The 21377-nt window shown below is 61.0% G+C and carries 20 protein-coding genes and 1 tRNA gene; 4 read left to right on the forward strand and 17 right to left on the reverse strand.

What is annotated here, in order from left to right; all coding sequences use genetic code 11:
- On the reverse strand, positions 1–1210 hold a 1210-nt coding region (locus ACYPXD_RS28290; RefSeq protein ID WP_459719339.1), incomplete at its 3' end, for an urea ABC transporter substrate-binding protein.
- A 376-nt stretch (positions 1211–1586) separates the two neighbouring features.
- Here ACYPXD_RS28290 and ACYPXD_RS28295 point away from each other — a divergent pair.
- Both ACYPXD_RS28295 and ACYPXD_RS28300 read left to right on the forward strand, forming a co-directional pair.
- The gene (locus ACYPXD_RS28295; protein WP_459719341.1) at positions 1587–2783 is read left to right on the forward strand and encodes a transporter substrate-binding domain-containing protein; all 1197 of its coding nucleotides are present in this window, start codon (positions 1587–1589) and stop codon (positions 2781–2783) included.
- Positions 2780–3382, forward strand: a complete 603-nt coding sequence (locus ACYPXD_RS28300) for an ANTAR domain-containing response regulator (protein ID WP_459719343.1) — start codon at positions 2780–2782, stop codon at positions 3380–3382. The genes ACYPXD_RS28295 and ACYPXD_RS28300 overlap by 4 nt, the downstream gene beginning before the upstream one ends.
- Before the next feature lie 43 nt (positions 3383–3425).
- On the opposite strand, the gene ACYPXD_RS28305 is transcribed toward ACYPXD_RS28300, so the two are convergent.
- The 8 genes from ACYPXD_RS28305 to ACYPXD_RS28340 all read right to left on the reverse strand — a co-directional run bounded on the left by ACYPXD_RS28305 (position 3426) and on the right by ACYPXD_RS28340 (position 11142).
- Positions 3426–4214, reverse strand: a complete 789-nt coding sequence (locus ACYPXD_RS28305) for an FRG domain-containing protein (protein WP_459719345.1) — start codon at positions 4212–4214, stop codon at positions 3426–3428.
- 212 nt (positions 4215–4426) lie between these two features.
- The gene (locus ACYPXD_RS28310) at positions 4427–5263 is read right to left on the reverse strand and encodes a CmcJ/NvfI family oxidoreductase (protein ID WP_459719347.1); all 837 of its coding nucleotides are present in this window, start codon (positions 5261–5263) and stop codon (positions 4427–4429) included.
- Between the two features lie 81 nt (positions 5264–5344).
- Positions 5345–5632 carry a hypothetical protein gene (locus ACYPXD_RS28315; RefSeq protein WP_459719349.1) on the reverse strand — a complete coding sequence of 96 codons (288 nt, stop codon included), beginning with the start codon at positions 5630–5632 and terminating at the stop codon, positions 5345–5347.
- 433 nt (positions 5633–6065) lie between these two features.
- Entirely contained in the window at positions 6066–7670 is a 1605-nt protein-coding gene (locus ACYPXD_RS28320) for a class I adenylate-forming enzyme family protein (protein WP_459719351.1), read from the reverse strand.
- Positions 7671–7675: 5 nt separating this feature from the next.
- Positions 7676–8410, reverse strand: coding sequence for a CoA-transferase subunit beta (locus ACYPXD_RS28325; RefSeq protein WP_459719353.1), 735 nt, complete (start codon positions 8408–8410; stop codon positions 7676–7678).
- Positions 8403–9236 (reverse strand): CoA transferase subunit A, encoded by an 834-nt coding sequence (locus ACYPXD_RS28330; RefSeq protein WP_459719355.1) that lies wholly within the window; start codon positions 9234–9236, stop codon positions 8403–8405. The genes ACYPXD_RS28325 and ACYPXD_RS28330 overlap by 8 nt, the downstream gene beginning before the upstream one ends.
- A complete protein-coding gene (locus ACYPXD_RS28335; RefSeq protein ID WP_459719357.1) occupies positions 9233–9991 on the reverse strand; it encodes an enoyl-CoA hydratase/isomerase family protein in 759 nt (252 codons plus the stop codon). Before ACYPXD_RS28335 ends, ACYPXD_RS28330 begins: the two co-directional genes overlap by 4 nt.
- A complete protein-coding gene (locus ACYPXD_RS28340) occupies positions 9988–11142 on the reverse strand; it encodes a CaiB/BaiF CoA transferase family protein (RefSeq protein WP_459719359.1) in 1155 nt (384 codons plus the stop codon). The genes ACYPXD_RS28335 and ACYPXD_RS28340 overlap by 4 nt, the downstream gene beginning before the upstream one ends.
- Before the next feature lie 218 nt (positions 11143–11360).
- Here ACYPXD_RS28340 and tcuC point away from each other — a divergent pair, with 218 nt between their 5' ends.
- Positions 11361–12656, forward strand: coding sequence for a tricarballylate/proton symporter TcuC (gene tcuC / locus ACYPXD_RS28345; RefSeq protein WP_459719361.1), 1296 nt, complete (start codon positions 11361–11363; stop codon positions 12654–12656).
- An 81-nt stretch (positions 12657–12737) separates the two neighbouring features.
- The gene (locus ACYPXD_RS28350) at positions 12738–13496 is read left to right on the forward strand and encodes an IclR family transcriptional regulator (protein WP_459719363.1); all 759 of its coding nucleotides are present in this window, start codon (positions 12738–12740) and stop codon (positions 13494–13496) included.
- Between the two features lie 42 nt (positions 13497–13538).
- On the opposite strand, the gene ACYPXD_RS28355 is transcribed toward ACYPXD_RS28350, so the two are convergent.
- The 8 genes from ACYPXD_RS28355 to rpsU form a co-directional block, all read right to left on the reverse strand.
- Positions 13539–14213: a DUF799 domain-containing protein gene (locus ACYPXD_RS28355; RefSeq protein ID WP_459719365.1), complete on the reverse strand. Its 675-nt coding sequence runs from the start codon at positions 14211–14213 to the stop codon at positions 13539–13541.
- A gap of 15 nt (positions 14214–14228) precedes the next feature.
- Complete coding sequence (locus ACYPXD_RS28360) at positions 14229–14597, reverse strand: DUF4810 domain-containing protein (protein WP_459719367.1); 369 nt, start codon at positions 14595–14597, stop codon at positions 14229–14231.
- Positions 14598–14670: 73 nt separating this feature from the next.
- On the reverse strand, positions 14671–15339 hold the full coding sequence (locus ACYPXD_RS28365; protein ID WP_459719369.1) for a CsgG/HfaB family protein: 669 nt from the start codon (positions 15337–15339) through the stop codon (positions 14671–14673).
- A 414-nt stretch (positions 15340–15753) separates the two neighbouring features.
- A tRNA-Ile gene (locus ACYPXD_RS28370) sits at positions 15754–15841 on the reverse strand.
- Positions 15842–16022: 181 nt separating this feature from the next.
- Positions 16023–18422 carry an RNA polymerase sigma factor RpoD gene (rpoD, locus tag ACYPXD_RS28375; protein ID WP_459719371.1) on the reverse strand — a complete coding sequence of 800 codons (2400 nt, stop codon included), beginning with the start codon at positions 18420–18422 and terminating at the stop codon, positions 16023–16025.
- A 140-nt stretch (positions 18423–18562) separates the two neighbouring features.
- Positions 18563–20446, reverse strand: a complete 1884-nt coding sequence (dnaG, locus tag ACYPXD_RS28380) for a DNA primase (protein WP_459719373.1) — start codon at positions 20444–20446, stop codon at positions 18563–18565.
- Between the two features lie 80 nt (positions 20447–20526).
- Positions 20527–20973 carry a GatB/YqeY domain-containing protein gene (locus tag ACYPXD_RS28385; protein ID WP_459719375.1) on the reverse strand — a complete coding sequence of 149 codons (447 nt, stop codon included), beginning with the start codon at positions 20971–20973 and terminating at the stop codon, positions 20527–20529.
- 150 nt (positions 20974–21123) lie between these two features.
- A complete protein-coding gene (rpsU, locus tag ACYPXD_RS28390; RefSeq protein WP_075159061.1) occupies positions 21124–21336 on the reverse strand; it encodes a 30S ribosomal protein S21 in 213 nt (70 codons plus the stop codon).
- Positions 21337–21377 lie beyond the last annotated feature (41 nt).

Genomic DNA, 21377 nt, shown 5'->3' on the forward strand with positions numbered 1-21377 from the left:
TCACGATGTCTTTCGACTTCCACAAGATGTCGAAACCCTGATTCGCGTTGATCGAGCCGATCATGTCGCCGCGCCACAGGTATTGCGTGGTCTCGTCCATCTTTGCCGTATAGCCAGCCGGGTCCGCCACGGTTTCGCCTGCCAGCGCCTTGCGCACCGCGTCCGGGCTCGTCGAATGCGCTTTCGTCGCGGCCTTCACCCACAGGTTGATGCCAAGGTAGGTCGACACCATCGGATCGATCACCATGTCGGGGCGGTGCTTCAGGCTGTGCGCGGTCACGTAGTTCTTCCAGTCGCTCTTGAACTGGCGATTCAGCGGCGTATCGACGTTCTGGAAGTAGCACCAGCAGCTCAGGTGACCGACGAGCGGCTTCGTGTCGAGACCTTCGAGGTCGCTGTCCACGACGTCGAGGCCGAGGATCGGAATGTCGGTCGCGCGAATGCCCTGGTTGATCGCTTCCTTGAACATCGCCGGAATCGAATCGCCGACCACGGTCATCACGACGATCGCCTGGCCGCCCGGTTGAGCGGCGAAATCCTTGATCTCGCGCACGATGGTCTGGAAATTCGACTGACCGAACGGCACGTAGTGTTCGCGCCACGCGGTTTCCTGAATGCCCTTGGTTTTCAGGTAGCCTTTCAGCATCTTGTTGATCGTGCGCGGCCACACGTAGTCGCTGCCGATCATGTAAAAGCGCTTCGCGCCGCCGCCCTGATCGCTCATCAGATAGTCCACCGCAGGCAACACCGAGCTGCTCGGCGGCGAATTCAGATAGACGACGTTCTTCGACTGCTCCTCGCCTTCGAAGTGAAGCGGGTAGAACAGCAGGCTGTCCTGCGCTTCGACGACCGGCAGCACGGACTTTCGCGATACCGACGTCCAGCAGCCGAACAGCGCCGCGCATTTGTCGCGCTGGATCAGCTGCTTTGAAAGCTGTGCGTACATCGGCCAGTCCGAGCCTGGATCGACGACCACGCCCTGCAATTGACGGCCCATTACGCCGCCCTTGGCATTGATCTGATCGATCGTCATCAGCGCCGTGTCCTTCAGCAGCGACTCGTTGTTCGCCATGGTTCCCGACTGCGAAAACAGCAGCCCGAGCTTGATCGGCTCGCCGCTGCCCGCTGCAAACGCGGCCTTGGGCAGCGCGGCGCCAGCAGCGGTCACCAACCCCGAACCGACTGCCGACAGGAAGGTACGTCTTTTCATGTGCTTCACTCCGACGTGTATAAGAAAACCGCAAACGCAAAAAGCCCGAAACCGGACGAACCGGTTTCGGGCTTTTTTGGCCGGTGCCGCGCGAGACGCCTTTGTCTCGAGCGACGCAAAGAGGTTGGCTGATCCGCTACATGCGCGGGGTCAGCGAACCTTAAAAAGCAATCGGTATGCCAACGATAGGTGGGCGCACGGTGGCGCGCGCAATAAACCTTGACGCAACGCACTCCGCATATTGTTCACTTGCGCCGTGCGATGCGCAGCGGGCATTATCGACAGGCGCCGCGCACCCGCACGCACGCGCAGGCCGCACGCAGACTGTGCACGCCTGCACCAGCGATGCGCGGCACGCACAAGCAACGTCTTTCGAATGACACTCATGACAAGCAACGTGCAGGGCCTCACGTCGGCCCCTATCCGGATCGGTGTGCTGTATTCGCGCTCGGGCGTCACGTCCGCTGCCGAGGTTACGCAATTGCAAGCCACGATGCTCGCGGCCGAGGAGATCAACCAGGCGGGCGGCGTATCGGGCCGGCCGATCGAACTCGTCTGTCTCGATCCGCAATGCGCGCCGCGGCGCTATGCGGACCTCGCCGAGCAGCTGATTCTCGAACATCGCGTCAAGATCATCGTCGGCTGCTATATGTCGAGCACGCGCAAAGCCGTGATTCCGATCGTCGAGCGGCACAACGCGCTGCTGTTCTATGCGACGCCGTATGAGGGCTTCGAATATAGCCGCAATGTCATTTATACGGGGGCCGCGCCGAATCAGAACACGCTGCCGCTAGCCGGCTTCATGCTCACGCAGTTCGGCTTGCGCGTCAGCATGATCGGCTCCGACTACGTCTGTCCCTACGAATCGAATCGTGTGATGAGCGATCTGATTCTCGAGCGTGGCGGCGAGAAAGTCGAGGAGACCTACCTCGCGCTCGATGCGCCGTGGCAAAGCTATCTGGACGTAGCGCTGCGCATCAAGCAGCGGGCGCCCGACTTCATCTTCTCGACCGTGGTCGGCGAGGGCATTCCGCATCTGTATCGCGCATTCGCGCATGTCGGACTCGATCCTTACAGGATGCCGATTGCGAGTCACATGACGAGCGAGGCCGAGATCGCCGTGATGGGCAACGATCTGGCGGAAGGCCATATCACGTCGGCCACCTATTTTCAAAGCATCGATACGCCGGCGAACGTCACAGCGCTGCGCCGCTATCAGGCGCGCTTCGGCGGCGAGCAGCCGGCCAATATGTGCTGGGAAGCGGCCTATTTCCAGATGCATCTGCTCGCGGATGCGATCCGCCGGGTCGGTTCGGACGACCCGACCTTGCTGCTTCGCGTGCTGCCGGGCCTTGAATACGACGCGCCGCAAGGACGCGTGCGCATCGACGAGCACAACCATCATACGTATCTGCATCCGCTGATCGGCCGCGTGAATGCGCGCGGCCAGTTCGACATCATCGGACGCGCACCGGGCCGCGTGAAAGCGGACCCGTACGTGGTGTCGCATACGACGCCCGCGTGGACCGCGACCGGGCATCCCGATCTCGCGCGCTCAGGAGCCGTCCGATGAAACCGGTCACTGGCACTCCCGCCATTCTTCGCGATTTGCGCTCGCTGAAAGTCGCGGTAATTCACCCGCACGATCAGGATGGCGAAGAATTGCTCGCACAGCTGCAGCGCATCGGCTGCGACGTCGAAGTGTTCTGGCCGCGGCTCGACAGCTTGCCGCCCGGCACCGGCCTCGTGGTCATGGCAGTGCGCCCGGAGACGCTTGCGACCTCGTTTCCGTGGCTCGGCACGAACTCGACGCCGCCCGTGATACCCGTTGTCACCTATGAGAATCCGATCACGATCGAAGCCGTGCTGCGTTTGAATGCGTTTGCGACCATTCCATCGCCGGTTCGCTCATTCGGCCTGCTTACCGCGATTGCCGTCGCGCTCACTCAATGCAAGGCGTCCCGAATGCGCGAGCGCTATATCGAGCGGCTCGAACAGAAGCAGGCAAATCTGCGCGTGATCCAGCAGGCGAAGCGCATCGTGATGGATGCGCGCAAAGTGTCGGAAGACGAGGCCTATCAATTGTTGCGCTCCCAGGCGATGCTCAAACGCGAGCAGATCGAGACGATCGCAAGCGCGATCGTCAAGGCGCACGAGACATTGAGTTTTTGAGCCGCGTAACGTGCATCGACGGTGCACCGTTTGCCGTGGCCGGTTATGAACCGAATGTGAGGCTCGGCCACACCATCTCGAGTTCGACCGCGATCGACTTCGCCAGACCATCGAGATCGGGAAACAGCGATGCGTTCGTGATATTCATCCGGTATAGCCAGCGCATCGCGTCGCTGCGCAGCCCCGGCGGCAAAATGATCTTGCGCAGCAGTTCGGCGTCGCTTTCGTAGTCGTCGAGAATCGCATGCAGCGGCCGGTCGATGACGCCCGGCACGACGAACGTGCCGGACTGCGCGATCAGGCGGCCGTCCATTTCGGAGGGTTCGCCGAACCAGATCACCTCGTTTTCGTTGCTAAGGAAGTACCGTTCGAGATTGCCCTTCACGCGCGGGTCGAGTTCATTGCGCGTGAGCGACGGCGCGGCTTTCGGACGCGCGCTGTTGCGCCATAGGGCGGGCGTGTTCAACGCAAAGATGGCGGCATCGGTCGTCGTGCGTTCGAGCGCAAAAAATGCGGCGACGAACGGCGACTTCGTGAAATCGAGCAGGCGCGTCGGCGCGCCGTGGTGTTGCATCAGGCTCAGGCAACGCAGATCGTCGTCGAGCAGTTCAGGGTTTGCAAGGTAATTGTGAGCCTTGCGCCGGAAAATGCGGATCGCGCGCGCTTCACGCGCCTGCCATTCCGAACGGTCCGCGACATAAGCAAGCAGATAACGCGACAACGAACTTTGCAGATGCCAGCGCGCATCGGGCTGCCCGCGAAAGGCCCAGCCGTCGAGATCCGAACACAGATCGACGAACGCGCCCCAGCTCGAAATGACCGTCGTTTCCATCGCGCCGCTTGCCTCTCCGTTATGTTGTCAACGGTTGCAGGCTAACCGGTTTAGCCTCGTTCGGCGCGAGTATAAAAGGTAATTGTTTCGGTCGTGCGTAAATTGCAGCCCGTGGGGCCCGACCTTTGTCGCCTGACCCGTGCGGTCAGGCCCGGCTCGCGGCGAACCGGGATGCCGCCGCAAGCATCAGACCCGCAGTCTTCGGAAAAGCCTCAGAACAGCACCACCGAGCGCAATTCGATGCTCTTTCGTGGCAGCGCATCGGCAGGCGAGGTCGGATCTTCGAATGCACTATGCGCGGTCAATCGGGCGATCCCGTCTCCGGCCGAATCGAAAATTTTCAGCAGCACGACTTCGTCGGGCGTCATCTGCGGGAAATAGTACCAACGGTGCTGCACGTTATACGCGAACGTATAGACTTCGCCGCTGGTGCCGTCCTGGCGGTGCAGATCGGTCGGGATCATGTCGCCCGGCGCGATGCTGCGCGAATCGCACATCGCCAGCGGCGACGATTCGACCGGCGCGACGATCGGGCGCCACAGGTTGATGATCGCCGTGCGTCCTTTGCGCCACTCGTCGGCTTCGCCGGCGGGCGCGAGTTCGCGTACCCGGCGCGGTCCCGAGACGAAGGTCTGATCGTTGTGGATCGTCTTCACCGGCTCGTGACCGTTGTGCGCGCGCGTCGCCGGATCGGCATCGCGCAGCGTGTGGTCGAAAATGACGACGCTGCGCGCGCCGGTCAGCCGCTTGATCAGCCGGATCGATTCGGGGTAGTACACCGATTCGATGGCGCGCGGGTCGGAGAAATCGTCGAGTGCGCTCGTATGCGCATGCAGTTCGAAGCCGTTGCGGTCGATCGACAACCCACCCGGCGGCGCCGCGACACGCGCATTGACGATCGGCATGCGATACGCGCGATAGGTGCCGGCTTCACGCGGCACGCCCGACGGCGGCTCGTACATATAACGGTAGGGCCGCCCGCCGTCAGGCACCAGATAGTTCAGGTCGGCCTCGACCATGACGGGTTGATCGATGACGATGTCGCTCATGAGTTTTACTCCGTCCTTGCGAAAACAGATTCTACGTGCGCCGTGCCTATGCGTCCGGTGCCCGCGCGCGATTCCCGCCGGTCATTCAGGCGGCGGCAGTTCGCCGGCGAGATGGAACATCTCGTACGTGTATCCCATGTTGAAATAGCCGGCGCGCGCATAGGCGGCCACGCGTTCGAGGCGCTCGGCCTCAGTGCGAGTCCCGTGCTCGCGAGCCGATGGGTCACGGGACCCATCGGCTCGTATGGTTGAGCTGGGAGATTCAACACCGGGGTTTGCGACAGCATTGGCTGCAGCATTGCCCGACTCTCGAAAAAGCTGCGGTCGACGGAAAAGCGGTCGACGGAAAATCGATGCGAGACCCGGCATGGCAACCCTCCGACTACTAAAAGCTTGTTCAACTAGCAAGGCTCAATGCAAACGGACAGGCATTGCAGTGATGCTGCTTTGGACACGCTGACAGGTTGCGTGCCGTTATCTGCATCATCGACAGGCGTGACTTGCCTGGCTAGTTAAACTTCGACATCGAGGAGGGGTGATGTCATTCCATGCTTGGCGAAAAACGCAAGCTGATGCGTGGATAGCGCACGAAGTTTTTTAAGGCGTGCCCGCAGGGCGCGGGCAGGACATTAAGGCACATGGTAGAAGCGATGAATGCTTCCCTGTTGCCTAAGCGGGCCGTCTCAATGAGATTTGAGCTTTACGCTTTTAGCTGGGTGCGCAGACATGAGGTCACGCGAGCTTACGCAAATTGACGCAAGCTCGCGCCACTTCAAGCGACCTTAAAGGAATCTTACCGGAGCTATTCCACAGCCTGAAGCAAACCATCGCGCACCAGCCCCGCAAGCGACTTGCGATCGACCTTGCCGACCGCCGTCTCGGGAAGCGCATCGACGAAATAGACTTCGTGCGGCACGTAAATGCGCGACAGTTTGCGGCGCACCGAATCGCAAATATCCTGCGCCTGCAGGGTCGAATCGCTTCCTGCCACCACCACTGCGACCGGGACTTCACCCAGATCGTGATCGGGCTTGCCGACCACGCAACAGGCTCGCACACGCGTCTCGCTGACAATCACGCTTTCGATCAGCAACGGCGACAGGTTTTCTCCGCCACGAATAATCACATCCTTGATGCGGCCGGTGACATACAGATACCCGTCTTCGTCGAAACGGCCGAGGTCGCCGGTACGCAGCCATCCGTCGGTGACGGTGCGCGCGGTCGCGTCTTGCGCGCCGAGGTAACCGGTCATCACGCTTCGTCCGGCAATACAGATCTCGCCCTCGACACCGGGCGTAGCCGTCATCGTGTCGTCGGCTTGCCGCAACTGGACCGCTTGCCCGCGCAGCACCGTGCCGACCGAACCGATCCGGCGCGCGTCGGGCGGATTCATCGTGCTCGTGCACGTCGCCTCCGACAACCCATACGAAACGACGAGCGGACAGCCGAGCTTTGCCTCCACTTCGCGGTGCAAGGTCTCGGTAATCGGCGCCGAGCCGCATCGCGCGATTCTTAGCGCGGCAAGCGACGCCGGCGTGAACGTCTGCGACAGCATCCGCGAATACATCGTCGGCACGCCCGTGATAATGGTCGGGCGATGCCGCTCCATCAGCGCGGGCATGTCGTCGGCGCGAAATCGATCGGCAAAGACGATCGTTGCACCTGCAAGCAACGGCGCGAAGAGCTGGTTATTCACGCCGTTCGTGTGATAGATCGGCATCACATGCAGCAGGCGGTCTTGCGGCGAAAGGCTTGTGTGGGCGATTACGCCCAGCGCATTGTTCAACAGGGCGCGTTGCGTCAGTTCGACCGCCTTTGGACGGCCGGTGCTTCCGGATGTGAAGAGAAGCAACGCGGGCGTTTGCGCATCGATGTTGAGTTCACGCGTTGAATCGGCGGCTTCGGATTGCGCTTCGAATCGTGTTTCGGCGCGCGTATCGAGCTGTGCGAAATCAACCGCAAGAACGGCGCAACCGAAATTGAGCTTGAGCGCCTGCACGAGTTCGCTGTTGGTTGGATCGAATACCAAGCCTTTCGCACCGACCAGCGTCAAGCGCTCATCGATTTCCTCGGCCGGCAGCTTGGGTTCGAGCACGCAAGGGCACAGCCCGCAACGGATCGCGGCAAGCAGAACGATAACCGCATCGAGCGAGCGGCTCATTGCGATCGCCACTACGTCGCCTCGCGCGAGACCTTGCGCATACAGGCTGGTGGCCGTCGTTGCGGTTGCATCCGCGAGCTGCGCGTAAGTGTACGACCGGCTGCCGTCATCGAGTGCGGTCAATGGCGCGACTTGCGGCTCGCCCCAGTATGAGGTGAGTGCCTGTGCGAGCGTTTGCGTGGCGCTGTCCACGCCATTTTCTGCGCCGCCTGGCGTGCTCCGCGGCGAATCGGATTGCTTCAGCATCGTGCTTACCTCAAGCGAATGGCCGCGTCGCGTTCGAATTGCCCGTCGTGATCGAGTCCGCGCAGCGCTTCGCGCTCACGCCGACTCGGCGGCTGCGTGGGCTCCGCACCGGTTGCATCGAATTCGAAGCCGGTCCGGTCGCGCACTTCGTCGAGGCTCGATTCCGGGTGCCAGGACTGTAGTGCGAGCCGGTTATCGCGCTTCACGAACACCGCAAGCGGTGTGACGACGCCATGCATGCCGCCCCACGACGTGACGAAATCGAGCTTCTGCACAAGGGTTCGGCGTGAATGTTCGGTACGCCAGGTACATGCGCGACGGGCCGTCGGCAGCATGACGGCGCCACCGCCGCCACCGGGCAGGCGGACTTTTGGATGATCCCATTCCCCAATGCAGGAGTTGTTCGCGCAGCCATTTCCATCGAGCTGTGCCGCGCCGAGGAAAGTCAGGTCCATGCGGCCGCGCGCGCAGAGGTCGTAGAAGTCTTCGTTCGCGAAGATCGAGGCCGAGCCTTCGGCCAGCACCGGGTCAGAACTCGATAAGGGAATCGACGACGGCGTCGGGTTCACGCCGCCCGCGACGTTGATATAGACGAAGTCCCAGTCGTAGGCGCGCTTGGCCATCAGGCAGGCGAGCATCGGCAGCGTCGAATTCACACCGCTAAAGGTGATTTCATTCGGACGGATGAAACGCGCGAGATTCGTGACGATATACGAGAAGCCTGACCACGGTTCATGCATGATGCGCGCTCCTTTCTTCCGGCGCCTGAGCCAGGTGTGCGTCGAGTACCTCGACGCCCGCGGGGAGATAGGCTTCGACCGCTGCGTAATCGACCGCGTACTGCGGCCAGCACGAGCCCGGCCACGCGCCGTTCGGAACGATGGCGTACGCTTCGACCATGAAGTACGGAATCACCGTCAACTCCGGCTGAGCCGAAAAGTCTTCGCCCGATATTGCTTCGGCAACCACAAGCACGCTCTTCGAAGCGCGGCTGATGATGCGATCCCAGTGATAGGTGCCGGCAATGCGTACGTTGCCCTGTCTGTCGACGCTGCTCGCGTGAATCACGGCAAAGTCCGGCGCGATGGCCGGAATTACCCACGTCGCGACGCCGCTGCCGTACGGATCTTCGATGCACTTCCAGTTGTTGATGCGTGTGAGGTCGCTGCCGTGCAGCCCCGCGCAGGGCTGGAACGGCACGCCGAATGCGGCCGCGCGCAAGCCTGCGGTCAGGCTCGCGCAGGCGTGCTCTTCAAGTTCGAGCGCGCCGCTTTCGACCGCTTTCCGATAGTACGGAGCGAGGCCGAAGTTGCCTTCCATCGCGACGATGCCGCATCGCGCGCGGCTTGCGACGCCCGCACGGCACAGGATGTCGATATCGTAGCCCGGCGATTGCTTGATCACTTCGATGCCGCGCTTTTGCTGACGAATCAGTTCTCGCACGAACGCAAACGGGCCGCGATGCAGAAAGCTGCCGCCAAGGCCGAGCGACGCGCCGTCGGGTACGCGCGCGACGAGTTCTGAAAGGGACACGCACTTGTCGGTGTCGGGAAAGCCGGAGGTCATGACGTCTCCTTCTGCGGATGCTCGCTGCGCGGGCTCGACGCAGGGTTTCGATACGCATCGATGCGGCGCTGGAGGCCAGGCTCGGCCGCCGAGCGGACCAGTGCGGCGAGATCGGCGTCAGCATGGTCGTCGCGCAGCGCATCGCTGAGTAAGGCACGGCTTGCAGCCGACAGCGAGGTGGCCCGCGCGACCGCATCCGCTATGACATGGTCGCGCTGCTCGAGCGACGCAGCGCGTTCGATAAAGCCGTTTCTAACCGCGCGGTCGACATCGAACGTTTCGGATGTCTCAAGGATACGCTTCGCTTCGTGCAAGCCGACGATGCGCGCGAAACGGCCCGTACCGAGTACAAGGCCAAACTGCAGGCCCGGCATGCGAAAGGTCGTGCCGGGCGCCGCGACGCGCATATTGCAAGCGGCAATCAGGTCCACGCCTGCGCCGAAGTTCTTGCCGTGCGCGAGTGCAACCGTCAACGCCGGCGACGCGGCGACGCGTTGCAGCAGCGTTTCGATGCGCACAAATCGCAGCAGCAGGTCTCCTTCGCTCGATTGATCGACCTCGGTCATATCGAACCCTGCGCTAAAGCAACGGCCCTCGCCTTGCAGAATCACGGCCGGTACATTCGCTGCCGCGATGTCGTCGAAGGCGGCGATCAATTGCTCGACGAGTTCGGCGGACAAGGCATTGTGCTTTTCCGGCCGCTTCAACGTAACGGACCAGTATTCACGGTACTTGTCGATCGCTAGCAGATTCATGCTTCGACCTCGTTGGCCGCACCGGCGAGCAGTTCGCGGTTATGTTCGCCCAGCGCGGGCGGGCGCATGCGGATCGGCGGCGTCTCGCCGGAAAAGCGTACCGGCGACGCGAACGTGCGCGTTTTCACGCCATTCGGCAATTCGAGCGGTTGAACCCAGGTCATATGCGCGACCTGTTCGTCCGCAAGGACCTGCGAATAGGTGTTGATCGGCGCGCACGGCACGCCTGCGGCGCGAAAACGGGCGATCCATGTCTGAGCGTCCGCCGATGCGAAGATGCCTTCAAGGATATCTCGCAGTACGACCTGATGCTGCGCCCGCAGCGTCGTCGTGGCAAAGCGGTCGTCGGCTTCGAGATCGCTTCGTTCCACGACCTGACATACGGCGCGCCATAGCGCGTTATTGCCCGCGGCCATGCCGAACCACGTGTCGCGCGCCTTGAACGCCTGGTACGGCGCATTGCGCGGATGCGCGGAGCCGAGCTTCACCGGATCGCGACCCGTGCCGAAGTATTCGGACGTCTGCAACGCGGCGATCGCGAGCGTTGCGCCGAGCATCGGCACATCGATATGTGTGCCGACGCCGGTGCTCTCGACACCGCGCAATGCCGATGCGATCGAAAATGCGGCATAGAGCCCGGCGGAAAAGTCCGCGAGCGGCACGCCGCATTTCACCGGCGCGCCACCGGGTTCGCCCGTGATGCTCATGATGCCGCTCATCGCCTGCACCGTGAGATCGAAGCCGCCTTCCTGCGCGCGCGGCCCTGTCTGGCCGTACGCGGAAATCGAGCAGTAAACGATGCGCGGCACGAGCTTGCGGATCGCTTCATAGCCGAGACCCAGACGGTCCATCACACCGGGCCGGTTGTTTTCGATCAACACGTGAGCCGTGCGAATCAACGCTTTAGCCTGTTCGATATCGGCTGCGTCTTTCAGATTGAGTGCGACGGAGCGCTTGTTGCGATTCAGCGATGCGAAGTTCTCGCTGTAGCCGTCGGAAATCGGCGGCCACGCGCGCAACGTGTCGCCGCCTTCCGGATGTTCAACCTTGATGACGTCCGCGCCCATATCGGCAAGCAGCATGCCGCAATAAGGCCCCGCCGCGACGTTGCAGAACTCGATGACCCGGATTCCCTGAAGTGGCAATTCCATCTCAACCCTCGCTGATTCGCCCGATGTTCGTGCCGCCTGATTCGGCACCCTGATTAGTGCATTTGCGAACGCGGTATGGCGCGGCTCCAGGGAATTCCCCTGGATGCCGCGTTGCCGCTTGACCTCATTTTGCAGCGGTGCGAGGATCAAGTAAACCAAAATTTGAGAATGTGTTCCTGAATTTTAGGAATTTAAATCTGAATCGGAGAGAGACAAAGATGGCGACGCACACCGCGCCCGATGCGCGAGCTGGAACCGTATTTCGCGTGGTAAGCGGAAATTTTCTCGAGATGTACGATTTCATGGTCTACGGCTTCTACGCGTCGTCGATCGCGAAGGCCATGTTTCCGGGCGACAACGAGTTCATTTCGCTGCTGCTGTCGCTCGCAACGTTCGGCGTGGGCTTTCTGATGCGGCCGCTCGGCGCGATCGTGCTGGGCTCGTATATGGACAGGCACGGGCGGCGCGCGGGCCTGATTCTTACGCTAACCTTGATGTCGATCGGCGTGCTGCTGATCGCAGTGACGCCGAGCTATGCGTCGATCGGCTTGCTCGCGCCGGTGATGGTCATTGCGGGCCGTTTGCTGCAAGGGTTCTCGGCGGGCGCGGAATCGGGCGGCGTGTCGGTCTATCTATCGGAGATCGCACCGCCCGGACGGCGCGGCTTCTATGTGTCGTGGCAATCGGCGAGCCAGCAGATCTCCGTGCTGATCGCGGCCATTCTCGGCGTCGTGCTGCGTTTTACGCTGTCGGCAGAGCAGATGGATGCATGGGGATGGCGCATTCCGTTTCTGTTCGGCTGCTCGATCATTCCGGTGCTGTTCTGGATTCGTCGCTCGGTGCAGGAATCGCAGGTGTTCAAGGCGCAAAAGCCGCAATCGGTCGGAGATATTTTCCGGTCGCTTGCAACGAACTGGAAGATCATCCTCTGGTCGACGATGCTCGTGACGCTGACGAGCATCATGTTCTATCTGATCACCGCCTATACGCCGACCTACGGACGCGCCGTGCTCGGCCTCAAGCCGATCGATACGTTCTGGGTGACGATCGGTGTCGCGATCACGACCTTCGTGATGATTCCGCTGATGGCCGCGGTGTCCGACAAGGTGGGCCGCAAGCCGATGCTGCTCGGCGCATCGCTGATCATCGCGCTGGTGTCGTATCCGACGATGAGCTGGCTCGTGAGTGCGCCTTCGTTCGGCACGCTGCTCGCGGTCGAGGTCGGCTTCGCGGTGCTCTATGCAACGTATCAGGCGTCGCTCGTCGTCACGCTCACCGAGATCATTCCGCCGAATGTGCGCGGCACCGGTTTTTCGCTCGCGTACAGCTTGTCGCAAGCGATTTTCGGCGGCTTTACGCCGGCGATCTGCACGCTGCTGATTCACGTAACGGGGAACAAGGCGGTGCCGGGCGCGTGGCTTTCTGTCGGTGCGCTGCTTGCGCTGGTCGCGACGCTGGCCGTCGTGCGTGGCGACAGAAACAGCGTGCGGGAGATATCGACGGTTGCGTCATGAGTTCGTGATCCGGCAGTGGTGCGTGCCTTGTTTTTTCTGGCCAAAATGCGTGATAGACTTCCTATTATTTAGGAAGTTAATATGGACAAGACACTGCTCAAAGGTCTCGTCGTTCTTGAGGCGGTCACCGACCTCGAGAACCAGCCGAAGACCATCGAAGAGTTGGCAAACCGTGTCGGGCTCACGCGCAGCAATGCGCATCGCACGTTGCAGACGCTGATTCACGCCGGCTATGTGGAACGGGACGAACAGGCCGGCGGCTATCGCGGCACGATCCGCTTGTTCGAATTGGGCGCGCGGCAACTGGCGCAGCTCGATGTGCGCAGGGTCGCGCTGCCGTTGATGCGTGCCCTCGCCGAGCGCACCGAAGAGACGGTGCATCTTTCGGTGCTCGACGGACTGGACGTTGTGTATGTCGAGAAGATCGACAGCGCGCAGCCGATTCGCGCGTATTCGATGGTGGGCGGACGCGGTCCCGCGTATGCCGTTGCGACAGGCAAGGCGCTGCTTGCTTATCAGCACGAGGGCTATCTCGATGGCTACGCGAAGCAACTAACCCGGCATACGGCCGTGACGATCACATCGCTGCCGGCGCTCAAGGCGGAGTTGCAGAAGGTCGTCCGCGTGGGCTACGCGGTCAATAATGGGGAGTGGCGCGAAGGGGTCGGCGGTGTGGCCGCGACGGTGTTCAACGGGCTTGATCAGCCAATCGCGGCGGTGGGCATATCCGGGCCGCTCGAGCGGCTTACCGCGCGCAAGATGAAGGAGTTTGCGCCCGACGTGGAAGCGTGCGCGCTTAGGATTTCGCGCGCGATGGGACATCGGGGGCAGGGGAAGTAAGCGGCTTGCCTAGCCTTCCCTGCCCTGTTTATTTCAACCGGTTTACCAGTCCGTTCCCACTTTCGGAGAACGCGGGCCGTAGAGCAGCCCATCAGGCGGCCCTGCTTTCAGAAGACGATTCGCGGCGAGCGCGGCGACATCGTGGCTTTCATCGGTGACGTTGTGCGCAACCTGCTTGACGGCCGCCTGCACGAGCGCAACGATAATGCCGCCGCCTGCGTTCACATTGCCACCGAGTTCCTTGCCATTCGCGCTAGCGGAGCCCACCCAAAGAGTGTCGCCCGTTCGCAGGTCGACCATCTTCGCCGACGCGGAAACAATGGTTGTGCTGTCCACGATCTGATAGACCGAGCCGTATTTCGACACTTTCGGGTAGATGACCGCATCCGCGCCGAAATACTCGCGAAGCTTGTCCATCGATACCGCCTGAATGTCGTTTGGCGTCGTCAGGCCGTTTTGCCTGAACGTCTCTTCCATCACCGCAACCGGCACGACGTAGTAGCCGGCTTCGGCAACAGGCAGCGTCATCTGTGAAAGCAGGCTATAGCCAGCGGCGGTATCGTTCGTGTCGTTGAGGGGCGGCAAGATCAGCACGCTTCGAGGCTGACTCTTTCTGAACGCGGTGTAGTCGACGTGCCGGTTAGGCACGGCACAGCCAGCAAGCAATACCGCGGCGAGCAAGCCGCAGCCAAGCGTAAGAGAAAAATGACGGCGCATGATGGTGTTCTCGGGTTATTTGTTCTTGGCCAGGAAGTCCATGAAAGCGGACGACTCGGGAAACGCCGCTTTCTCCGCGGCAAACTCCTTCATTGCCTTGTCGTCATCGCCCACAGATGCGTAAAGCATCCCGAGGTGCGCGTAGAAACCGGGCGGCGGATGATTACCCTTCGCGGCGATTTGCTCGAGCGATTTTTCCATCCCGTCGATCTGTTCTTGCGGCGACTTCACGTTCTTGAAGTAGGCGTAGACTTCCGGCTGATACCCCGTCCATTGGTACAGCGGCGGCGTCGCGTTCTGGTTTGCGCAACCCGTTAGCGCAACAACGCCACCCAATGCAACCGACAACAGCGAACCCCGTAAAGCGAATTTTTTCGTTTTCATCGTTAGTTAGGTATTCGAATTTTATCTGAATCGCCCCCGCCGGGCGGTGCTTCCAACGGTTGGAGCTGGGAAGCTACATTTTCAGCGTGCCGGCGTCGACCTGTTCAAGCAGATGCCGCACGGCCTCTCGCATCGCAAGCTCGAGCACTTTGCCGTTCAGCGTGGAGTCGTAGCTCGCGGTTCCGCCGAAACCAATGATCTCGCGGTTCGACAGGCTGTATTCCCCGGCGCCCTGGCTCGATGCGACAACTTCCGATGTGGACGTATTGACGACGTTCAGGCTCACCTTTGCGTAGGCAACCTGCTGCTTGCCGCGACCGAGAATTCCGAAGAGTTCCTGGTCGCCGACTTCCTTGCGACCGAACTCGGTCACGTCCCCCGTGATCACAAAATCCGCGCCCTTGATGTGCAGCGTTTTGTTGGCGAATCCTGCTTCCTGCCGGATTTCCCCGAGGTTGTCGCGATCCAGTACGTTGAAGCGCCCCGTTTGCTGCAGCGACGTGACAAGAACGGTCTTCGCCTGACTGCCCAGGCGGTCGACACCATCAGAGAAAATGCCTCGCATATAGGTCGAGCGGTTGTCGAACTTTCCGACCGAGACCTTCATGAGGCTTTGTGCCGCAGACGCCTGGACAGGAACAGGCGTAGGTACCGACAGTGCTTGAGACGATTCCGTTGCGCACCCAGCCAAACCAAATACAGCCACGACGGACGTCGTGATTAACCTTGATCTAATTTGCATTATTGCTTCTTTGAGTTTTCGGAAATTACTATTGCTGCCTGACTTCGAACTTCGACAGGCACGGCAAACGTTTCCCCAAGTGCATTAGCTGGTTCCCCGCCAACGAATGTACCCGGCCCTTGCGAGCGATCCAAACGGCATAATTTGCTCATGCCAATTCGGGATGGCCGTTGCTGGTCATACGTAATAATAAAAGAAAGCGGGCTACATGGGAACGCGCCATTCTTTTCTCGCGATCGTATGCATTGCATGCTGTCGATCGAGCGCAGAATAAATTGTAGAGCTAACTAAATGGAATGTCTTCGTATGCTGCCTGAGCAGCCATCACGGAAGGGGAAAATCGGAGGGGCGAAGCGGGAACAAGGAGACGGAACAAGCAGTGGCCCAGGGAGCCTTTGACACACTTGCGAAACTTGGTGGGCCGGGTCGGATTCGAACCGACGGTGTCCTTTCGGAGGCGGATTATGAGTCCGCTGCCTGCAACCAGCACGGCGTCCGGCCCAAAGAAGAAAAAGACCCGGTTGCAAGGCCGGGCCTGATCGCTGATTGGCCGACATACTACACGAAATCGGGGCTTCCGGGACTGCTTCGCGTACCACACGAAACAACCCTGAAGCCCCGCATGAAGACATCGACCGGACCGCTTCGCCGAAGCGGCCAGATCAACTCAAAACACGCTAACGTCAGTTCCCTTCGAGGAACGACTTCAGCTTGTCCGAACGGCTCGGGTGACGCAGCTTGCGCAGCGCCTTCGCCTCGATCTGACGGATACGCTCACGCGTCACGTCGAACTGTTTGCCGACTTCCTCGAGCGTATGGTCCGTGCTCATCTCGATACCGAAACGCATGCGCAGCACCTTCGCTTCGCGCGGCGTCAGCGAGTCGAGCACGTCCTTCACGACATCGCGCATGCTGGCGTGCAACGCTGCGTCGGCCGGTGCGACCGTGTTCGTGTCTTCGATGAAGTCGCCGAGATGCGAATCGTCGTCGTCGCCGATCGGCGTTTCCATCGAGATCGGCTCCTTCGCGATCTTCATGATCTTGCGGATCTTGTCTTCCGGCATCTCCATCTTCTCGGCCAGCGTTGCCGGATCCGGCTCGAGACCGGTTTCCTGCAGAATCTGACGCGAGATGCGGTTCATCTTGTTGATCGTTTCGATCATGTGAACCGGGATACGGATCGTACGCGCCTGATCCGCGATCGAACGCGTGATCGCCTGGCGAATCCACCACGTCGCGTACGTCGAGAACTTGTAGCCGCGACGATATTCGAACTTGTCCACCGCCTTCATCAGGCCGATGTTGCCTTCCTGGATCAGGTCGAGGAACTGCAGACCGCGGTTCGTGTACTTCTTCGCAATCGAGATCACGAGACGCAGGTTCGCTTCGGTCATCTCGCGCTTGGCCTGACGCGCCTTCAGTTCGCCGGCCGCCATCTGGCGGTTGGTTTCCTTCAGGTCCTTCAGCGGCAACACGACGCGCGCCTGCAGATCGAGCAGACGCTGCTGCTGTTCGCGGATCGCCGGGATGTTACGCGTGAGGATCGCGCTGTACGAATGACCTTCGGCAACGATCTTGTCCGACCACTCGAGGTCCGTCTCGTTGCCCGGGAAGCGGGCGATAAACTCGGCGCGCGGCATGCCGCACTTGTCGACCACCGTGTGCAGGATCTGACGCTCGACCTGACGCACTTCGTCCACCTGCGCACGCAGCGTGTCGCACAGACGCTCGACGGTACGCGCGGTGAAGCGGATGCTCATCAGTTCGTTCTGGATCGTTTCCTGCGCCTTCAGGTACGACTTCGACTTGTAGCCTTCCTTCTCGAACGCGCGGCGCATCTTGTCGAACCATTCGCTGATGAGCGCGAATTTTTCGAGCGACATGCGCTTCAGTGCTTCGAGCTGAGCGGCATTCGCCGTGGCTTGCGCGGCGCCGTCGTCGTCCTCTTCCTCTTCTTCCTCGTCCTCTTCGGCTTCCTCGTCTTCGTTCTCGATCGCTTCCGCTTCCTGCTCGGAGAAACCGTCCGCGTCGGCGGCGTTTTCGTCGATCAGACCGTCGACGAGTTCGTCGATGCGGATCTCTTCGTTCGCGACGCGCTCAGCCATCGCGAGGATGTCCGCGATCGTGGTCGGGCACGCGGAGATCGCCATGACCATGTGCTTCAGGCCATCTTCGATCCGCTTCGCGATTTCGATTTCGCCTTCACGCGTGAGCAGCTCGACCGTGCCCATTTCGCGCATGTACATACGCACCGGGTCGGTCGTGCGGCCGAATTCGGAATCGACCGTTGACAACGCAACTTCCGCTTCCTCTTCGACTTCGTCGTCCGACGATGCGGCGGGCGCGTTGTCGTTCAGGAGCAGCGTTTCGGCATCGGGCGCCTGCTCGTAGACGGCCACGCCCATGTCGTTGAACGTGCTGATGATGCCTTCGATCGCCTCGGTCTCGGCGAAATTGTCCGGCAGGTGGTCGTTGATTTCCGCGTAGGTCAGGAAACCGCGCTCCTTACCGAGCTTGATCAGCGCGCGCAGCTTCGAGCGGCGCTCTTCGAGCTCTTCCGCGGTGCCCGGCTGCGTGGAGGCGAACGCATCCTTCAGGAGCGCTTTCTCCTTCGCGCGGCGGTCGCGTGCCTTGGCCTTTTCGCCTTTCCCCTGAGCGGGAGTTGCAACTTCTTCGCTCTGGGTGGTTGCGTCGTCATCGACGGATACTTCGTTCAGCTTTTTCGTCATGGAGTTCGCCGTACCGGCTGTAGTCTCGACTCGCGGCTGGTGGACAACAGCCGGTTGAACCGTGGATACTGGAGATTCGCGCACTGCCGCATCGTCCTGCGCGGCAGCCGCGTCCCTTGCGTCTTCCTTCGAGCTTCCGGCGCCCGGCCGTTTCGTCACCGCCGCGACAGCTTTCGCCGCCTGCACCGGAGCCGCTCGCGCGGCGGAAACGGTGGAAGTACGCTTCCGGGCTGGCGTGGCGCTCTGGGCAGACGTTTTTGTTGCGGAAGTTGCGGACCTGGCCTCTGTGACCTTCGTGGTCGGCTGTTCGGAGCCTTTGCCTGTCGCTTTCTTTCCGCCTGTAGTCTTTACCATTGCAATCGCCTTTCGCCTTTGCCTGGAAATAAAACCGCTGAAAACCTTTTATTATAGCACCTGCTTTTCAGCCCTTCCCTTGTCACTTCCGCTTCACAACCTCTTCACAACCTCTTTCACCACCTTCTTTACAATCTTCTTCACAGCCCGAGCTGGCGCTTCATAACAGCGCACCTTTGACTCAAACCGTTGAATTCCGCCAGTTCTTCCGGCGTATGTCTGGATTGACGAGCCAACTGATCAAGGCGTTCACGGGACGCGTCGTAGCGCATCTTGAGGATCGCCGCTTTCAGTTCCTCGCCGGCGAGCCGTTCATGCTCACGGCGCTCTTCGGCGACGCTCGCATCCTCGGGGTCTTTCAGCAACAAATCCCGAACGTTTTCATCATAGTCCAGAATTTCGCGAAAAATTTCCTCGAAGGTTGGGGCGTTCGCACCGTTGCGCAATAGATCGGACAGCAACTGGAATTCGGCCGTCTCACCCAACGCCCGAGCGTGTGTCAGCACTTCCTCGAATAGCTCCGCATGACGGGTTACCGCCAGCAAATCGCGTTCTGCCTCCTCATCGAGCATCGCGACGATGCGCGGATGCATGACGAGGTTGCGCAACGCACGTTGCTCGATACCGGTTACGCTGCGCCGGTCCTTGCGCGCGGGCGCCGAGCGCGCCGCGGCTGCGATCCGCGCGTCGACTTCGCACAGCGCCGCGACTTCGTCGAACGGCACGTCGAGGCGATCCGCGAACATGTGCATGATCTGTGCGCGCAACGCATTGGCCGGCAACGCCTGCAAGAGCGGCTTCGCATCGAAGAGCGCACGCGCCCGGCCTTCGGGCTGATCCAGTTCCTTGCCCGCGAGCACCTCGTTCAGCATGAACTGCGACAGCGGCATCGCCCGCTCGACCTGCTCCGCGAACGCTTCGGTGCCGAATTCGCGCACGTAGCTGTCCGGATCGTGTTCCGTGGGCAGGAACAGGAACCGGATGGTCCGGTTGTCCGCCGCATGCGGCAGGCATGCGTCGAGTGCGCGGCGTGCCGCGCGCCGGCCGGCAGCATCGCCGTCGAAGCTGAAAATCACCGTGTCGGTCTGACGCAGTAATTTCTGCACATGAATCGGCGTGCAAGCGGTGCCGAGCGTCGCAACCGCGTTCTGGAACCCCAACTGGGCCAGCGCGACGACGTCCATATACCCTTCAACCACCAGCACGTACTGTTGTTCCCGGATCGCGAGCCGCGCTTCGAAAAGCCCGTATAACTCGCTGCCCTTGTTAAATAGAGGTGTTTCCGGCGAATTCAAATACTTCGGTTCGCCGCCATCGAGCACGCGTCCGCCGAATCCGATGACCTGTCCCTTCACATTCCGGATCGGGAACATCACGCGCTCGCGAAACCGGTCGTAGCGGCGATTCTGACCCTGCGCATCCGATTTCTCGCTGACGATCACGAGCCCCGCTTCGACGAGCGCATTGTCCCGATAATTGGGAAACGTTGCCTCGAGGTTCTGCCATCCGTCCGGCGCATAACCGAGACCGAAGCGCGCCGCGATCTCGCCGGTCAGGCCGCGCTTCTTCAGATACTGAATTGCATTCGGCGCGCCACGCAGCTGCTTGCGGTAAAAATCGCACGCGGTTTGCATCACGTCCGATAACGCGGTCGTGACCGCCTTCGATACCGCCGGCGCATAGCCTTCGCCGCCGCTACCATTGATGCCGCCGACACCGCCGCGCATCGAAGGCTCGTGCGGCACCGTCAGGCCCACCGATTGCGCCAGTTCGTTGACGGCTTCAGGAAACGTCAGTCCGGCATGCTCGATCAGAAAGCCGATTGCCGTTCCATGCGCACCGCAACCGAAGCAGTGATAGAACTGCTTAGTCGGACTAACCGTGAACGAAGGGCTCTTCTCGTTATGAAACGGGCAAAGCCCCATGAAGTTTGCACCGCCCTTCTTGAGCTGCACATACCGTCCGACCACGTCGACGATATCGACGCGGTTGAGCAGATCCTGCAGGAAAGAATGCGGAATCACGATGGTTGCGTTGCCTTCAAAAGGACCTGGCCGCCGGAATAGTGGCGTTGTTCCCGCGCGACTTTGTCCGCGGGAAATCGCTACTTCGAGAGCGCCGCCCTGACCTTCGCCGACACCGCGGTCATGTCCGCGCGGCCGGCCAGTTTCGGCTTCAGCACGCCCATCACCTTGCCCATATCCTGCGGGCCGGCGGCGCCTGTCTGCGCGACGGCCGCCTGCACTTCGGCGGCGATCTCCTCGTCGGATATTTGCGCGGGCATATAGGCCGCGAGCACGTCGAGTTCGCCCTTTTCCTTCGCAACGAGGTCGGTGCGCCCCGCGGTTTCGAACTGGCTGATCGAGTCTTTGCGCTGCTTGATCATCTTGTCGATAACCGCCGTAATGCCGGCATCGTCGAGCTCGATGCGGTCGTCGACTTCGCGCTGCTTGATTGCCGCAAGCAGCAGCCGAATCGTGCCGAGGCGCTCCGTTTCGCGCGCGCGCATCGCGGCCTTCATGTCGTCGTTGATCCGAACCTTAAGACTCATCGTTCACCTGCCATACGTTGTGAAGGTGTTGCGGGAATGGATTGCGCATCTCGCGAGGCGCCGCATGCGCCATGCAGAACACAAAAACCCGCATGAAGCGGGTTTCTCTGACGCGGATCATCTGGCGCCTGACCGGACGCCGCGATGCAATCAATAGAACTTCTTCGGCAGCATCTGGCTGCGCAGGCGCTTGAAGTGCCGCTTGACGGCCGCCGCCTTCTTGCGCTTGCGCTCGGACGTCGGCTTTTCGTAAAACTCGCGCGCGCGAAGCTCGGTCAGCAGACCGTTCTTCTCGATCGTGCGCTTGAAGCGGCGCATTGCGACTTCAAAGGGCTCGTTTTCTTTTACGCGAATGGTCGTCATCTTTCAATAACGGTTTTTGGCAAAGGGATCGAAGTATAGCA

The sequence above is a fragment of the Paraburkholderia sp. 2C genome, from assembly GCF_054589215.1.

Coding starts and splice junctions, on each gene's coding strand:
- ACYPXD_RS28295 (WP_459719341.1), top strand. CDS start 1,587: ATGACACTCATGACAAGCAACGTGCAGGGCCTCACGTCGGCCCCTATC.
- ACYPXD_RS28300 (WP_459719343.1), top strand. CDS start 2,780: ATGAAACCGGTCACTGGCACTCCCGCCATTCTTCGCGATTTGCGCTCG.
- ACYPXD_RS28305 (WP_459719345.1), bottom strand. CDS start 4,214: ATGGAAACGACGGTCATTTCGAGCTGGGGCGCGTTCGTCGATCTGTGT.
- ACYPXD_RS28310 (WP_459719347.1), bottom strand. CDS start 5,263: ATGAGCGACATCGTCATCGATCAACCCGTCATGGTCGAGGCCGACCTG.
- ACYPXD_RS28315 (WP_459719349.1), bottom strand. CDS start 5,632: ATGCCGGGTCTCGCATCGATTTTCCGTCGACCGCTTTTCCGTCGACCG.
- ACYPXD_RS28320 (WP_459719351.1), bottom strand. CDS start 7,670: ATGCTGAAGCAATCCGATTCGCCGCGGAGCACGCCAGGCGGCGCAGAA.
- ACYPXD_RS28325 (WP_459719353.1), bottom strand. CDS start 8,410: ATGCATGAACCGTGGTCAGGCTTCTCGTATATCGTCACGAATCTCGCG.
- ACYPXD_RS28330 (WP_459719355.1), bottom strand. CDS start 9,236: ATGACCTCCGGCTTTCCCGACACCGACAAGTGCGTGTCCCTTTCAGAA.
- ACYPXD_RS28335 (WP_459719357.1), bottom strand. CDS start 9,991: ATGAATCTGCTAGCGATCGACAAGTACCGTGAATACTGGTCCGTTACG.
- ACYPXD_RS28340 (WP_459719359.1), bottom strand. CDS start 11,142: ATGGAATTGCCACTTCAGGGAATCCGGGTCATCGAGTTCTGCAACGTC.
- tcuC (WP_459719361.1), top strand. CDS start 11,361: ATGGCGACGCACACCGCGCCCGATGCGCGAGCTGGAACCGTATTTCGC.
- ACYPXD_RS28350 (WP_459719363.1), top strand. CDS start 12,738: ATGGACAAGACACTGCTCAAAGGTCTCGTCGTTCTTGAGGCGGTCACC.
- ACYPXD_RS28355 (WP_459719365.1), bottom strand. CDS start 14,213: ATGCGCCGTCATTTTTCTCTTACGCTTGGCTGCGGCTTGCTCGCCGCG.
- ACYPXD_RS28360 (WP_459719367.1), bottom strand. CDS start 14,597: ATGAAAACGAAAAAATTCGCTTTACGGGGTTCGCTGTTGTCGGTTGCA.
- ACYPXD_RS28365 (WP_459719369.1), bottom strand. CDS start 15,339: ATGCAAATTAGATCAAGGTTAATCACGACGTCCGTCGTGGCTGTATTT.
- rpoD (WP_459719371.1), bottom strand. CDS start 18,422: ATGGTAAAGACTACAGGCGGAAAGAAAGCGACAGGCAAAGGCTCCGAA.
- ACYPXD_RS28385 (WP_459719375.1), bottom strand. CDS start 20,973: ATGAGTCTTAAGGTTCGGATCAACGACGACATGAAGGCCGCGATGCGC.
- rpsU (WP_075159061.1), bottom strand. CDS start 21,336: ATGACGACCATTCGCGTAAAAGAAAACGAGCCCTTTGAAGTCGCAATG.